This is a genomic window from Enterococcus sp. DIV0236 (genome assembly GCF_050558525.1).
GTDB lineage: Bacteria > Bacillota > Bacilli > Lactobacillales > Enterococcaceae > Enterococcus > Enterococcus faecalis.
Genome location: NZ_CP187891.1, coordinates 1,188,704 through 1,203,761, shown reverse-complemented (window position 1 = coordinate 1,203,761; position 15,058 = coordinate 1,188,704). Strand labels below are relative to the sequence as shown.

Below are 15,058 nucleotides of genomic sequence, written 5' to 3'. Positions count from 1 at the left end.
GTTTATTCCTCATCATGTATGATTTTTTTATTTGTGATTAAATCCAAAGCGTGGGGCAAAACAGGCAACAAAAAATGCAAATGTTCTGTTACACTTTTCGGGCTACCAGGCAAATTAACAATGAGCGTGCGTCCTCTTTGAACAGAAATGCCTCGACTTAACATAGCAAATGGTGTTTTTTCCAAGCTAAGTTGACGCAAGCCCTCACTGATCCCAGGAATGATTCGCTCTGCTACACGTAAGGTAGCTTCTGGGGTCCGATCCCGTTCACTCAACCCTGTGCCGCCTGTCGTTAAAATCAAATCACAGGTCTTAGACCACTCTTGCAATAGCTCTACTAATTGATTTTCTTCATCTGGTAAAATGGTTTGTTTGGTTACCTGGTAGAGCGCAGGTAACTGTTCACGAATCAAGGGACCCGATTGGTCGACAGCAAGCCCTTGAAAGCAACGATCACTTAATGTTACAATGCCCACTTTAAACAACGTCTAACTGGTCTCCTTTTTTAATATGACCTTCTGTCACAACGACTGCAAAGATTCCTTCTCTAGGCATGATGCAATCGCCCACTCGCGCGTAAATCTGACAGTGTTTATGGCACTCTTTCCCAATTTGAGTAACCACCAATTCGGAATCGCCTATTTTCATTTTCGTTCCAACAGGTAATTGACGTAAATCAATCCCTGAGACGATTATGTTTTCCCCAAAAGCACCATTGCCAACCCGAGCTCCTTTTTCATTGAAAGCCGTTATTTCTTCAAAAGATAACAAACTGACTTGTCGATGCCAATTACCGCCGTGCGCATCATTTTCTAATCCGAAACCTTTAATTAAGTTGACTTCAGGAATTTCCTTTTTCTGTGTGCCTCTTCGCGGGCTAATATTTATTGCAATAATTTCTCCTGTTTTCATACTTACCCTCCTATTTGTGACATAAATCGTTGTTCTCCTTGTTGTTCCAAGAAAAGATGTTTTTCAGGCTTACAGGCAATGCCACTCTTAATAATCCCTAACAATTCTGCTGTTTGTTCCTTAGCTAAAGCTTCCTTTAACGAGTAGCCGTCTGCAGAATGCAGGCACGTTTTTAAATGGCCGTCTGCAGTAATTCGGATTCGATTGCACGTCTCGCAAAAACAATGCCCTAATGCACTAATAAAACCTATTTTCCCTTTAAAATCTTTTAAGGCGTAATAACTAGCAGGGCCATTGCCCAATGGTTTTTGGTATGGTTGTAACGTTCCATAATGTTTGGTTAAAATGTCTTCTACTTCTTCTTGTTGCTTACCTGGATGCTCCTTCCCTAATCCAATTGGCATCATTTCAATGAAACGAAGATGCACAGTCTCTTTCTTAGCGATTTCAGCCAGTTCTACAATTGTTGCTTCACTTAGCTCTTTCCTAGCTACAGTATTAATTTTGATATTAGGTAATCCCACATCAATCGCTTGTTCTAAGCCCGCCAGAACATTCCTTAACTGACCAACTCTTGTTATTTCTCGAAATTCTTCTGGATCCAAAGTGTCTAAGCTAATATTAATGCCGTCCAAGCCCGCCTCTTTTAACCCTTGAGCCTCACGAGCTAACTTCATGCCATTAGTCGTTAGGGTTACTTTTTCGATGCCTGAGATTTGCTTTATCCTTTTAATTAAAGAGAGTAAATTTGGTCTAACAAGCGGTTCACCACCTGTTAATTTAACTTTTTTGATGCCTTCTTTCGCTAATATCCTCAGTAAAAAAATAATCTCATCATCTGTTAGAAGCTGCTCTTTTTTTAAAAAGCAAAGACCTGTTGCTGGCATGCAATACGTGCAACGTAAGTCACAACGATCTGTTAAAGACAAACGAACATAATCAATTTCACGGTTAAATGCATCTTTCATGCTGTTCACTCATCACTTTCCTTTGATTTAATTGAAGAACGAATGAAATGACCACTACGTCCACCATTTTTCTCTAATAAACCAATGTTTGTCATTGTCATTCCTCGATCAATTGCTTTACACATGTCATAAATTGTTAAGAGTGCTGCTTGCACACCTGTTAGCGCTTCCATTTCAACGCCAGTTGAACCCACTGTTTTTGTAAAGCAACGTACTTCTAAACAAGTTTGATTGCGCCAATCAAACTGAATTTCACACTTTGTCAAAGCAACCAAATGACACAAAGGAATCCATTCAAACGTTCGTTTTGCGGCGGTAATCCCAGCTACTCTTGCTACCTGTAATACTTCACCTTTTTTAATCATTTGGGTCTGAACCGCTTCTGCTGTCGCTTCCAACATGTGAATTTCTCCATAAGCGAGGGCTGTTCTTTCAGTGTCATTTTTTTCCGAAATATCAACCATATGCACTTCTCCTTGTGTATTCAAGTGCGTAAATTCCTTACTTTGAACCATTTCTCCACCTCACATTTGACATTTGTTAACGTTTACACAATACTTCTTTTTCAAGTGTATCACTCTTGCATCAAAAAAACAATCTGGCATCCATAATTTTTTTTAGTGAGAAATCGAAGTAAAAAAACGTTAAGTGACAAAAATTACGTGCTTCGCTTAGCCTGACCAGACTTTTGTCTAAGTCTTAAAACTTGATAAGCAATAAGCCACCAGTCGACTCGACTGATGGCTTACTTTCATACTAATCTTAGGTCAGGTTGTCATCAAGTTTGCCAATAATAGACTTTTACAAGCGCGCCTTTTTTGAGTAGTACACCAGCTGGTTGTTCTAGTAGGCAATTTGTTTCTAAAGTATTTGATAAATTGGATGAAAGATGACTTTTTGTCACTAAATTTACTTTGCCATCTATTTCTTTCGCTCGGTAAAATCGACGTAGTCTACTGGGGGCTAATTCATGCGCTAAAATTACTGTTCGTTCCTTGAGATTTAACTCGACACAATTAAAAAAAGTAGCTAATAATGTCCAGTAAAAAAGATGTAAATTAACCATTGCCGCAAACGGATTGCCTGAAACGCTTAAAATGAGTGTTTCTTGAAATTGACTTCCCATAACTGGGGTTCCAGGTTTCATATTTACAAAATGAAACAACTCTGTTCCTCCGATACGTTTAATTGCTAAAGGTAAATTGTCCTTTTCACCTACCGAAACACCACCACAAGTAATTAATACATCAAGTTTTGGTGAAATCTCAATCAGCCTCTTCGCTAATTCTTCAGGGTCATCTGAACAATGGTCTAGGTGGATTACTTCATTGCCACTTGCTTTGACAAAAGCTGCTAACATGTAGAGATTACTATTATAAATTTTCCCAACTGACAGCGGTTCTTCCAAAGAAACTAACTCACTACCCGTCGCTAAAATCCCCACCTTCATGCGCTTCAATACAACAACTTTATCAATCCCTTGCATTGCCAACAAACCAATCATGCGACTATTAATCTGTTGATGTTTTGCTAAAATTTTTTGCTGAAAAGCAATATCTTCTCCAATTTCCGCATAGTTTTGGCCCGCAGTGACAGAGCGAAAAATTTTAACATGGTCTTGCCCAAAATCCGTCCATTCTTGTGGCACTACAGCATCAAAATCGGTTGGAATAAAAGCACCTGTTGTTATTTTAATCGCACAGTTATTCGTCTGATTACAATAAAACATGGAATCCCCTGCCACTAAAGAACCGACGACTTTTAAACAACTTGGGCTTTCAGCAGTCGCACCTCGTGTTTCTACTGCACGAACGGCATACCCATCCATTCCGGCACGAGGAAAATGAGGAATCGCTGTCTCTGCAAAAATGGTTTCTCCGCTAATCCGTCCCAAGGAATCAAGCAGCGCCACTTCTTCTGTTTCACATTGACTCTTCATATGTTGGGTCATTTTCTCTCGTGCTTCTTCCAACTCGATCATGTTTTAACCATCCTTTTTTATTTATTCACTGGTTTAATCGCAACGGCACAAACTTTATATTCAGGAATTGTGGCGATATCATCAAATACAGCATTGGTGATTTCGTTAACATTCCCATCTGGAAAGTGGAATGTCATAAAGACTTCTTGCGGAAATACTCGATTTCCGACAGCCGCATAGGTTTCAATTTTGCCACGTCGAGAATGAACTTCCACTTTGTCACCTTCTTGGATTCCCAGAGCTTGTGCATCAACTGCATTTATCTCAATATAAGAGTGATTCGCTATTTGGTTAATCCCTTCCGTTCGTCCTGTCATTGCTCGGGTATTGTAATGGTAAAGCATTCGGCCTGTCGACATTAAATACGGGTACTCTTCATCTGGTAATTCTTGTGCTTGCTTATACGGAATTGCTTTAAATAAACCTTTCCCACGAGCAAAACTGCCCACATGCATAATCGGCGTACCTGGATCTGTCAAGCTCCGACAAGGCCATTGTAAGCTCTCCTTCTCTAATCGTTCATAATTAATTCCACCAAACGAAGGTGTCACAGCTGAAATTTCTTCCATAATTTCTTTTGCAGATTCATACGCACAAGGATAACCCATTCGTGTCATGACTTCACAAAAAATTTCATAGTCTTCTCGCGCTTGTCCTCTTGGTTCAACAGCTTTACGGACTCTTTGCACGCGCCGTTCTGTATTTGTAAATGTCCCGTCTTTTTCTGCATAACTGATGCCTGGTAAAACGACATCTGCATAAGCAGCCGTTTCTGTCATAAATAATTCTTGAACAACTAAAAAGTCTAAACTTTCTAAAGCTTGACGAACATGTCCTGTGTCTGGATCCGTAACAATTGGATCTTCTCCAAAAATATAAAGGCCTTTGACGTTTCCTGCCGTTGCTGCTGGCAAGACTTTAGTAGAAGTTAAACCTGTGTTTCGATTTAACGGCACATGCCAAGCTTTTTCAAATTTGTCGATTACTTCTGGATTATTGACTTTTTGATAGCCTGGGAAATCATAAGGCATACAGCCCATATCGCAAGCACCTTGAACATTATTTTGACCTCGCAAAGGATTGACACCACAGCCTGGTTTTCCAACTTTACCAACCAACATTGCCAAATTAGACATACTCATAACACCCTCAGTTCCTGTCGAGTGTTCCGTTACGCCTAAACAATAAATGATTGGTGCTTTCTCTGCTTTTGCATACATGCGTGCTGCTTGAATTAGATCTTCTGGATGAATATGACAAATTTCTGCGACTTTTTCCGGCGTATAATCAGCCACCATTTTTTCTAAATCTGAAAATCCTTCTGTCCGTTCTTCAATAAAGTGGCGATCTGCTAAACCTTCTTTCAAAATCACATGCATCATGCCATTAGCAAATGCGACATTCGTTCCCGCCTGAACTTGTAAATGCAGCGCACTATCCTTCACTAAGTTAATTTTCCGCGGATCAACAACAACAACTTGCGTTCCTCTTTGGATGGCTTGGCGAATTTGCGCACCAATAACTGGATGAGCTTCTTCTGGATTGGAACCTACTAATAAAATCATGTCGACATCTTCAGTGATATCAGCAATAGGATTAGTCATCGCACCAGAGCCTAAGGTTTGGGCTAAACCATGGACCGAAGCCGAATGGCAAACACGGGCACAGTTATCAACATTATTGGTACCAAAAGCAGCACGCACCATTTTTTGAAAGACATAATTATCTTCATTTGTCGCTCTAGAGCACGAAAAACCAGCAAGAGCATCCGGACCGTTTTCTGCTTTAATTTCGTTAAATTTTGACGAAACAAGCGTTAAGGCTTCTTCCCAAGAAGCAGGTTCAAAAATCCCATTCCGTTTAATTAATGGCTCCGTTAAGCGATCTCCTGACCCAACAAATTTATATGAAGCAAATTTTCCTTTCACACAAAGTAAATTTTTATTAGCTGGTCCATCCAGGGGTTCAACACCCACCAAACGATTATTTTTAACGAGTAAATTCATCTGACAGCCTGTCCCACAATGTGGACAAGTTGTAGGAATTTTCTGGGTTTCCCATTTGCGGTACTCTTTTGTATCTTTTGCTGTTAACGCTCCTGTAGGACAGGAAGAGACACAATTGCCACATGATTCACAGATAGATTGATCAAACGCCTGCCCATAACTCGGCATCATTTTTGTTTCAAAGCCACGATTAGCAATACTAAGTACATCTCTTCCCTGCCGCAATTGACAGACACGGGCACAACGACGACACATGATACACTTTTCTGGATCATAAGAGAAAAATGGATTACTGGTATCTTCTTGATGGCAAGGCATTCTTTTTCCCTCGGTAAAGCTAGTGGCATCAATCCCATAATCTAGCGCATACTGTTGTAATTGACAATCCCCGTTTTTTCCACAAGAAAAACATTCTAATTTATGATTACTCAATAATAAATCAAGAATAAAACGTCTGGAATCAGCAACTTTTTCAGAATGTGTTGCCACAACCATGTCCTCTTGACAATGTGCCGTACAAGCAGTTGTTAAGCCGCCACGTCGGCCGCCTTCCACCTCAACCACGCACATCCGACAAGAACCATCAGGTGCTAATTCCTTTAAATGACAGAGCGTTGGGATTTCAACACCTAGCCCTTTCGCTGCTTCGAGAATGGTAGTCCCTTTAGGCACAGTTACTTCTTGGTTATCAATAGACAATGTAACTGTTTGCGTATGCAACTTTGTTTTCATTTTTACCAACCTCCTTTGCTGGTGGCATAGATTTCTGTTTCAGCAGTCGTTTCAAATTCTTCTGGAAACAAAGCCAATGCACTCTTCATTGGATTTGCGACGGATTGTCCCAAACCACAAGCTGATAATCGCGTGACATGCGTGAGCATCTTTTCCAATCGCGGCAAATCACTAGCTGTTGCCTCGTTCCGATTGAATTTACTCAATAATTCCAAAATCCTAGTTGTTCCCAATCGACAAGGGGTGCATTTACCACAGGACTCATGAGCAAAAAAGGCCGCCACGTGTACTAAATAGTCCACAACATTAACTGAATCATCCATTACTACAATTGCACCAGAGCCGACAGATAAGTCATGGGCCCATAAATCTTCGTAGGAATACAAACAATCCCTTAACGTTGCGACAGCACCAATTGGACCGGATTGTCCACCGAAGTGAATAAATTTTAATGATCGACCAGTTGCAGAGCCTCCGCCGTATTGCTCGCCATAAATTATTTCTTCTAATGGTGTTCCAAGGTTGACCTCGTATAAGCCCCGATTTTTAATATGTCCAGACAAACAAATTAGCTTTGTTCCGCCACCATCGGCAGTACCCATCTCTAAAAAAGCTTGTCCACCTTCTCTTAAAATTACAGGAACACTTGCAAATGATTCAACATTATTTACTAATGTTGGTTGCAAATATAAACCAACATCTGCTAAGTGTGGTGGTTTGACACGCGGCCGCCCCGTTTTTCCTTCAATTGAATTTAAAAGTGCTGAATTTTCCCCACAAATATAGGCGCCAGCACCAGAAATAATCGTAATATCATAATTGAATCCTTCAATTCCTAAAATGTTTTCCCCTAAAAAGCCAGCTTGTCGTGCATTATCCAGTGCTTCTTGAAATGTTTTTTGGATTCTGCGATATTCTCCTCGCATATAAATATAACCTGCTTTTGCTGAAAATAAATAACCAGCAATGATCATTCCTTCAATCACACTCAATGGATCTTCAGATAAAAGTACTTTATCCTTAAAGGTCCCTGGTTCGCCTTCATCAGCATTACAAACAATGTACTTTGTGGTTCCTTTTGCATGATAAAGATGGCGCCATTTTTTTCCTAAAGGATAGGCTGCTCCACCGCGACCTCTTAAGTGAGCAACATCCAGTTCGTTTAAAATTTCTTCATCCGATAGTGAAATTGCTCTTTTTAAACCATCAAATCCATCGTATTTACAATATTCAGCAACATCGGTCGCAGATTGCATTTTTCCCATTCTCTCTAATAACATTGGTTGGTTTCTCTTAAGCATTGACTCACCTCCTACAGTCCTTCATAGCAATCATTTTGTAAATGTTGAATTAATTGATAAATTTTCTCTTCTGTTAGTTGACTAAAAACGGTGTCCTTAATTTTAATTACTGGACCTAAATCACAAGCCCCGATACAAGGAATACTGTGATACATAAATAAGCCATCTGGTGTCGGCTGATTCTCTGGCACTTCTAAAATGGTTTCTAAAACTTCGGCAACCATCGCCCCACCAGTATAATGACACGGTGTGCTGTTACAAATCTTCAAGACATACTTCGCTTGCGGTTCCGTCTTTAAAATGGCATAAAAACTGACGATTTCATAGACTCGCGCTTCCGTTAAATGTAGATGCTCTGCAACTAATTGAGCTGTCTCCTGATCGATATACCCTTCTTCTGAAGCAAATTGTAATTCAATTAAAATATTTAAAATTCGTTGTGGATCAGCATCGTTTTCTAGAATAATCGCTTCTTTTTCAATTAAGCTTAATGCACACATTCCTTTTTATTCCCCCTTTTTAGTGAAACTTGAAGTTGTTCTCCTTGATAATAGATACGCAATTCTTTTGGTATTTCAGCAGATAGTAAACAAAAATCGGCTTTATCTATGACTTTTTTTGCTGATTCTTTTTGGCGATTCTGGTTATTCATCATAAGAAATAGTCCTGGCTGCACAACATTACGTAATGAATTTGATTCACAAATGATTAATGCTTGGGCCGGCACAGCTTTCAGAAATTGCTGAATGGCTTCCGCCAAATTTTCTTGAAAAACTTTCAATAGAAAAACTTTTTGACAACCTGCAGCTAATAATTTCATGGTATCTTTATTGCCAATCGTCTCTTGCTCTTCTACTAATTCATAACCAGCTGTAATACTGGTACAAATTCCGCATCCTTTTGTGCCTCGTTGACACACCCCTCGTTGACCACTAATCGTAATAATCTTCAAGCCATAAATTGGATAGACTTCTTGGTACTGTTTAATAAGGGCTTCGGCTAATGTCGTTTTGCCACTATTCCGACCAGTAGAACCAATTTGAATCATGTTTGGTACCTCAATTGCCATAGAGCTCCTCCGTCTGAATCGTTTTCTCAACTCTTGGTTTGACAGTTGATGGTTTTGTCATAAAGATCAATGGTACGGCCATAAAAAGACTGCCACCTACTGCATTGCCTAAAAATACCCATAATGTATTCTGCAAATAATCCCACCAACTGATTGTGGTACTTTGTGAAAAAATTGCCGCTGGAATAATAAATGCATTGGCGACCACGTGTTGAAACCCACAAACAACGAAAACCATGACAGGAAACCATAAGCCAAACATTTTACCTAAATATGATTTTGCCAACGCTCCGAGATAAACCGCTAAACAAACAAAAATATTACAGCCAATCCCTGAAACAAAAGCAACTATCGGTGGATCAGCAATTTTCGCCTGAGCAACTGCGACTGTTTTATCCAGAAACGCACCTTCAGTTAACCCAACAATATGGCCAAATAAATACGCCACAAGAAATCCGCCTAGACAATTGGTCAATAAAACAACTAGCCAGTTATAACAAAGAGCGCCCACTCGAACCTTTTTCTGTAATACGCCTAATGTCATTACCATCATATTGCCTGTTGCTAACTCACCACCAACAAAAGTAAGCGCTATCAATCCAACTGGAAATAAAGCTCCACCCAGAAAGTTGTTAAAACTTCCCCATTCTGTGGGGGCGGTTCCAGTGATACGAATAAACGCCAAGTAACCTAGTGCAATACAAAAACCAGCCATGATGCCTAAAATACAGAGTCGAACAAACGATAATTTCCCTTTCATTTCTGCCTTATCACCTAAGCTTGCAACTATTTCTTCACTACTGAAAAAATCCATTACGATTCCTCCTTTTTATCGATACCACTGAGACAATTCTTCTTTTCGATTGACATTTTTAAGTTGATTCTCTTTTGATAGTTGCACCGTTTTTACAGATAGATGCTCAAATTCTTGCCGAATCTGATAGTTATTTTGCGCAAGCTGTTTTTGAAATGTTGGTAAACAAGAACATCGATAAAAGCCAAATAATGGTTCTTGACGACCTTCAAAGTCAAAGATTGTTACTTGATTTTGTCCACGCTTAGAAGCTAACTGATACACAAGTTTAGGAGACAAAGTTGGTATATCACAGGCAATTACAAACACTTCAGCTTTCTGAGTATAGTTCATTGCTGTCACAATCCCACCTAATGGCCCCTTTCCAAGATACATATCTTGAATGATTGTGCATTTTCTAAACGCCTTAGGAAATTTTTGACTATCATTCGTTACTAAAATAACCTCTTCGAACAGTTCCATTAACTTTTCAGCTGTTTGCAAGATCACGTATTGCCCTTGAATTTTCAATAATGCTTTATCAAATCCCATCCGTGAACTTTTCCCGCCGCATAACAGCACTGCTGTACAATCAGCAATAATTTTCGCCACCCCTTTACCATAATTTTTATTAGTTCAAAAAAATATTTTTTAGTCATGTATTAAGTCTATTATAAGACATCCCTCGTACAAGTCAATTCCTTTTAAAAAAAAGAACGAGAAAAAGAGCGACTCTTTTTCTCGTTCTACCTTATTCATCTGTTTGACGTTTTATTTCTTCAATCTCAATGCGTAATGATTTTCGTTTCTCAATGGCGACATAAACCAAGCCAATCAAAAAGGGTAACACAAAGCTACCAAATCGATACAGTAAAACAGATGCTACAGCATCAACATTGCCGACCAATGGTTTAAACAACAATAAGTAAACAAATTCAAATGGACCAATGCCAGCAGGTGTCGGAATAACTCCTGAAAGAATAACAGCAAAACTGGTAAAGGACATCACTAATAATAAATCAATATTCGGGTGATTTTCTACTAAAACAATGTAAGGAATAATGTACCAAAATAATAATTTAAATACATTCCATGAAAAGATTCGAAGCAACGCTGAGCGATCTTGTGTAATTGTTTGGACAGCTGCCCGCAAGGAATAGATTTGTAAATTACAATTATCCACCCAATCTCTTAGTTTTGGTCGTTTAAACCAACGATTGGCAAACTTAACCAATAAAACTTGCAACTTTAAGCTACTAGATAAAATAAGTAATGCTGCAATTATTACTAATGTTAAAATAACACCTGCTAAAATGAATGGAATCATTTTAGGCGCATTTTCATAAAACAGGGAAAATTGAATAATCAAACCAATAATTGCTAAAAAAATCACGGCTGCTTTGTACATAATCATATGTAATGCCGTTATTCCCACACTTTTAGAAACAGGAATTCCTTTTTTCTTATAAAAATAAATTTCTGAAAGCAAGGTTCCCGTGCCAAATGAAATAATCCGATAAAATGCTACATAACAAGAAGTAAAAAAACCATCCACTGTTGTAAAGTCTTTGTTAAAATAACGAGCTATTTCCTTGATTGAGCGCCCTTCTGCAAATTGATAAACTACTCCAAAAAAAATAACAGCAATCAGCACCAGCCAACTCGTTTCCATCAGTTGAGCAAAAATATCACTTAATGAATTATCCATGACATAAAAGATTACGCCTAAAACGATAATCATTAACAACATATTTAAGCCAATTTTTACTTTTCCTTTCATCGCTTCTCCTTTTTTGTTCTTACTTAAACGTTAGATAGATGCAACTAATCATCGCGATTACGCCAATTGAATAACACAATGCAAAAACTGGTTTTTGAGTTTTATGATGAAATTTCTTTTGTCCCATTAGCCCACCTAGACCGCCACCGACAAGTCCTATCGTCAATAAGCGGCGTTCTGGAATACGCCAGTCCCCACGTTTTGCTTGTTTTTTATCATAACCCATCATACTAAACAATACTAAATTAATGACGAGGAAATAAATGATTACTATCCACTGAAGCATTCTTTCTGGCCTCCTAACTAGTTACTGTACTAGGATACCTTGTTCTGATTCTAATTGCAAAAAATTTTTCAATGACTCATGAAACTACAACAGGAAAGTAAGTTCTCGGTTGCCCGTTTTCTTACTTTCCTATTGAGTGCCTCATTTATTTTGCATTTAATTCAGCAATTTTAATAATCACATTGGTCGCTTTTTCCATGGCTTGTAATGAAACAAATTCAAAACGGCCATGCATATTTTCGCCACCAGCAAAGATATTTGGTGTGGGAATCCCTAAATAAGAAATTTTTGAGCCATCCGTTCCACCGCGAACAGGTTCAATAATTGGTTGAATTGACAATTCTTCCATTGCTTGTTTAGCAATTTCGACAATGGACATATCTTTTTCAATCACTTCTCGCATATTATAGTATTGATCAAATAAATCAACTTTGATTCGTTCTTCATCAAATGGTGCATTCAATGTTTGCTGAATTTCTTTAATTTTAGCTTTACGTGCTTCAAAAATCTCGCGATTGTGATCGCGAATAATATACGTCATTGTAGCTTCTTCTGGCGTTCCAGCAAACGCTGCTAAATGATAAAAGCCTTCTTCACCTGCTGTTTTTTCTGGAACTTCGTCAGCAGGTAAGGCATTATGGAAATCAATTCCTAATTGTAACGCATTAATCATTGTATTTTTTGCTGTTCCTGGATGAACGTTTTTCCCTTGAATTGTAATTTCTGCTTGCGCCGCATTAAACGTTTCAAATTGTAATTCACCTACTGGTCCGCCATCCATTGTATAAGCAAAATCCACGTTAAATTGAGCGACATCAAATTTGTCGGCACCTACACCAATTTCTTCGTCGGGACCGAAAGCCACACGAATGGTGCCATGTTTAATTTCTGGGTGATTAATTAAATATTCCATGGCTGTCATTATTTCCGCAATACCTGATTTATCATCAGCTCCTAATAAAGTGGTACCATCGGTTGTAATAAGTGTTTCACCACGATAATTTTTTAAGTTAGGAAAGTCTTTCGTGTTTAAAGTGAATTTGCCTTCTTTATCTAAAGGAATCGTTGATTCTCCGTCATAGTTCTCAACAATTTGCGGAGAAACATTCACTGCATTAAAATCAGCGGTATCCATATGGGCAATAAAGCCGATTGAACGAACGTCTTTCTCCACGTTACTAGGTAACGTAGCAATCACAAAACCATTTGTTTCGTTATAAATAACATCGCTCATCCCTAATTCTTCTAATTCTTTTTTTAAGGTTTGTGCAAAGGCTACTTGTGTTTGTGTTGATGGTGTCGTTGTGCTTGTTGCATCTGAGCGTGTTTCTGTTTTCACATAGCGTAAAAAACGAGGTAATAAATTTTCATACATAAAAGAACACTCCTTTAATCTTCATTTTTTTATTTAAAACGAAATGGGTTGGTATTCGCTTCTGATTCAAAAATGGATACAGCCCACTCATTTTCTTGTTTCCATTGATTCATTAATTCCACAAGTTTTGGCTTACAAAGCGCTTCAATGTAATGACCAGGATCGATAACTGGTAAATCTTCAGCAATCATGTCATGTGCCGTATGATAATACACATCACCAGTAATATAGACATCGGCTTGTTTACGTAATGCATCATGATAGAACTTTTCACCACTTCCACCACAAATGGCTACCCGTTGAATCATTTTAGTATCATCTTTTGCAATGACCCGCAAGCCATCCAATTGGAAAGCTTCCTTGACTTGCTGTACAAAATCAGAGAGTCTCACAGGCTTGTCTAATACTCCAACCCGACCTAAACCAAATTCTTTTGATTGATTTTCAATGGTATAAACATCATACGCCGGTTCTTCATAAGGATGCGCCTGTAACATAGCTGCAAGAACTTGTTCTTGCTTAGTTTCAGGGAAAATCACTTCGATTTTTGCTTCTTGGACGACACTTTCTTGACCAATTTCGCCAATCGTGGGATTTGCTCCTTGTGTTGGTGTAAAACGTCCTGTTCCAATTAAAGAGTAACTTGTTTTAGAATAATCACCTTGAGCTCCAGCGCCAGCTAGACCTAAAGCTTCTCTCATTTGCGGAGCTTCATCAATTGGCACAAAAACGGCTAATTTTTTATAAGGAACAGTATGTGTTTTAGTTAAAAAGGTGGTCTGTTTAATTCCCAATAATTCACAAAACCAATCATTTAGCCCATTGTCAATAATATCCATGTTAGTATGCGCTGCGTAAACAGCAATATCGTGTTTTAATAAATCAGCGTACATTTTTTCTTGAAAATTATCTGTGGTTAATCGCTTAACTGGGCGGAAAATAGGTGGGTGTTTCGCAATAATTAAATCAACCTGCTTCTCAATTGCTTCTGCAACGACCTCAGGACGAACATCTAAGGTAACCATCACATTTTCAATTGGTTTATCTAACGTACCAATGTGCAAGCCCACAGGATCTCCCGTTTCAGCTAGCCACTCGGGACAATAGTCATTGAAGCGTCGAATCAAAGTCTTACCGTTCACAGCCATTGGCCAGCACCTCCTCAATTAATTGTTGGTCTTGCTGTAGTTTCGCTTGTTTTTCAATATGGTCTCCACTTGCCTTTGCTAGTTGTGCAAGAACAGTTTTGCGCTGTTTTAATTCTCGTTGCCATTTTTTGGTAAAAACGGGTCCTTGTTTTTTAATTAAAACTGGCCCAAATAGTAATTCTTGGTCCGTATAAGAAACGGATTGCTCTGTTTTTTCGGCTACGATAATTTCATACAACTTACGGTTTTCTTCCACGATTGTTTCATCAATAATACTGTAGTCGTTTGCCATTAACCAGCGGCGTAAAGTTGGTTCACCAATATTCGGTTGTAAAACAAGGCGTTCCTTCCCTGTTAAACGATTTTTTTTGCGTCCAGCTTCTAAAATATCTCGGATTAATGTGCCGCCCATTCCACAAATACTAATGACGTCTATTTGATCTTCAGGTTCAATTGCATCTAGCCCGTTCGCTAAACGTACGATAATTTTATCCGTCAAATTGGATTTACTGACTTGGGTTTTGGCAGATTGATAAGGGCCTTCTACCACTTCCCCAGCCACAGCAAAAGACAGTTTATTTTCTAACATTAAAGCAACTGGTAAATAAGCATGGTCTGAACCAATGTCTGCTAAGCGACTTCCTCTAGGGATTAAATCACCAACCGTTGCGAGACGTTTTGATAATTGATTTTCATTCATATTTTTG

Annotated in this window: 16 protein-coding genes; all 16 read right to left on the bottom strand. The window is 38.7% G+C overall.

The window, feature by feature from the left end; genetic code table 11:
• Positions 1-2: 2 nt before the first annotated feature.
• On the bottom strand, positions 3-485 hold the full coding sequence (locus IGK27_RS05935) for a MogA/MoaB family molybdenum cofactor biosynthesis protein (RefSeq protein WP_033626319.1): 483 nt from the start codon (positions 483-485) through the stop codon (positions 3-5).
• Positions 478-912 carry an MOSC domain-containing protein gene (locus IGK27_RS05930; RefSeq protein ID WP_002357714.1) on the bottom strand — a complete coding sequence of 145 codons (435 nt, stop codon included), beginning with the start codon at positions 910-912 and terminating at the stop codon, positions 478-480. The genes IGK27_RS05935 and IGK27_RS05930 overlap by 8 nt, the downstream gene beginning before the upstream one ends.
• A gap of 2 nt (positions 913-914) precedes the next feature.
• The gene (moaA, locus tag IGK27_RS05925) at positions 915-1,889 is read right to left on the bottom strand and encodes a GTP 3',8-cyclase MoaA (protein ID WP_074653131.1); all 975 of its coding nucleotides are present in this window, start codon (positions 1,887-1,889) and stop codon (positions 915-917) included.
• Positions 1,886-2,395 (bottom strand): cyclic pyranopterin monophosphate synthase MoaC, encoded by a 510-nt coding sequence (gene moaC / locus IGK27_RS05920; RefSeq protein ID WP_002378319.1) that lies wholly within the window; start codon positions 2,393-2,395, stop codon positions 1,886-1,888. Before moaC ends, moaA begins: the two co-directional genes overlap by 4 nt.
• A 263-nt stretch (positions 2,396-2,658) precedes the next feature.
• Complete coding sequence (locus IGK27_RS05915) at positions 2,659-3,861, bottom strand: molybdopterin molybdotransferase MoeA (RefSeq protein ID WP_002360421.1); 1,203 nt, start codon at positions 3,859-3,861, stop codon at positions 2,659-2,661.
• Between the two features lie 17 nt (positions 3,862-3,878).
• The gene (fdhF, locus tag IGK27_RS05910) at positions 3,879-6,599 is read right to left on the bottom strand and encodes a formate dehydrogenase subunit alpha (protein WP_033626318.1); all 2,721 of its coding nucleotides are present in this window, start codon (positions 6,597-6,599) and stop codon (positions 3,879-3,881) included.
• Positions 6,600-6,601: 2 nt separating this feature from the next.
• Positions 6,602-7,900 (bottom strand): complex I 51 kDa subunit family protein, encoded by a 1,299-nt coding sequence (locus IGK27_RS05905; RefSeq protein WP_002394421.1) that lies wholly within the window; start codon positions 7,898-7,900, stop codon positions 6,602-6,604.
• Between the two features lie 11 nt (positions 7,901-7,911).
• Positions 7,912-8,400: an NAD(P)H-dependent oxidoreductase subunit E gene (locus IGK27_RS05900; RefSeq protein WP_002357722.1), complete on the bottom strand. Its 489-nt coding sequence runs from the start codon at positions 8,398-8,400 to the stop codon at positions 7,912-7,914.
• On the bottom strand, positions 8,388-8,969 hold the full coding sequence (locus tag IGK27_RS05895) for a hypothetical protein (protein ID WP_002363879.1): 582 nt from the start codon (positions 8,967-8,969) through the stop codon (positions 8,388-8,390). The genes IGK27_RS05900 and IGK27_RS05895 overlap by 13 nt, the downstream gene beginning before the upstream one ends.
• Positions 8,959-9,783, bottom strand: a complete 825-nt coding sequence (locus IGK27_RS05890) for a formate/nitrite transporter family protein (RefSeq protein WP_033626317.1) — start codon at positions 9,781-9,783, stop codon at positions 8,959-8,961. The genes IGK27_RS05895 and IGK27_RS05890 overlap by 11 nt, the downstream gene beginning before the upstream one ends.
• Positions 9,784-9,798: 15 nt before the next feature.
• Positions 9,799-10,374, bottom strand: a complete 576-nt coding sequence (mobA, locus tag IGK27_RS05885; RefSeq protein ID WP_033626316.1) for a molybdenum cofactor guanylyltransferase — start codon at positions 10,372-10,374, stop codon at positions 9,799-9,801.
• Positions 10,375-10,513: 139 nt separating this feature from the next.
• Positions 10,514-11,542, bottom strand: a complete 1,029-nt coding sequence (locus IGK27_RS05880) for a lysylphosphatidylglycerol synthase transmembrane domain-containing protein (RefSeq protein ID WP_002360426.1) — start codon at positions 11,540-11,542, stop codon at positions 10,514-10,516.
• A 19-nt stretch (positions 11,543-11,561) separates the two neighbouring features.
• Positions 11,562-11,828: a DUF1294 domain-containing protein gene (locus IGK27_RS05875; protein ID WP_002357729.1), complete on the bottom strand. Its 267-nt coding sequence runs from the start codon at positions 11,826-11,828 to the stop codon at positions 11,562-11,564.
• Between the two features lie 145 nt (positions 11,829-11,973).
• A complete protein-coding gene (gene pepT / locus IGK27_RS05870) occupies positions 11,974-13,203 on the bottom strand; it encodes a peptidase T (RefSeq protein ID WP_002360428.1) in 1,230 nt (409 codons plus the stop codon).
• Between the two features lie 29 nt (positions 13,204-13,232).
• A complete protein-coding gene (locus IGK27_RS05865; protein WP_002357732.1) occupies positions 13,233-14,351 on the bottom strand; it encodes a Nif3-like dinuclear metal center hexameric protein in 1,119 nt (372 codons plus the stop codon).
• A complete protein-coding gene (locus IGK27_RS05860; protein ID WP_033626315.1) occupies positions 14,335-15,051 on the bottom strand; it encodes a tRNA (adenine(22)-N(1))-methyltransferase in 717 nt (238 codons plus the stop codon). Before IGK27_RS05860 ends, IGK27_RS05865 begins: the two co-directional genes overlap by 17 nt.
• Between the last annotated feature and the right edge of the window lie 7 nt (positions 15,052-15,058).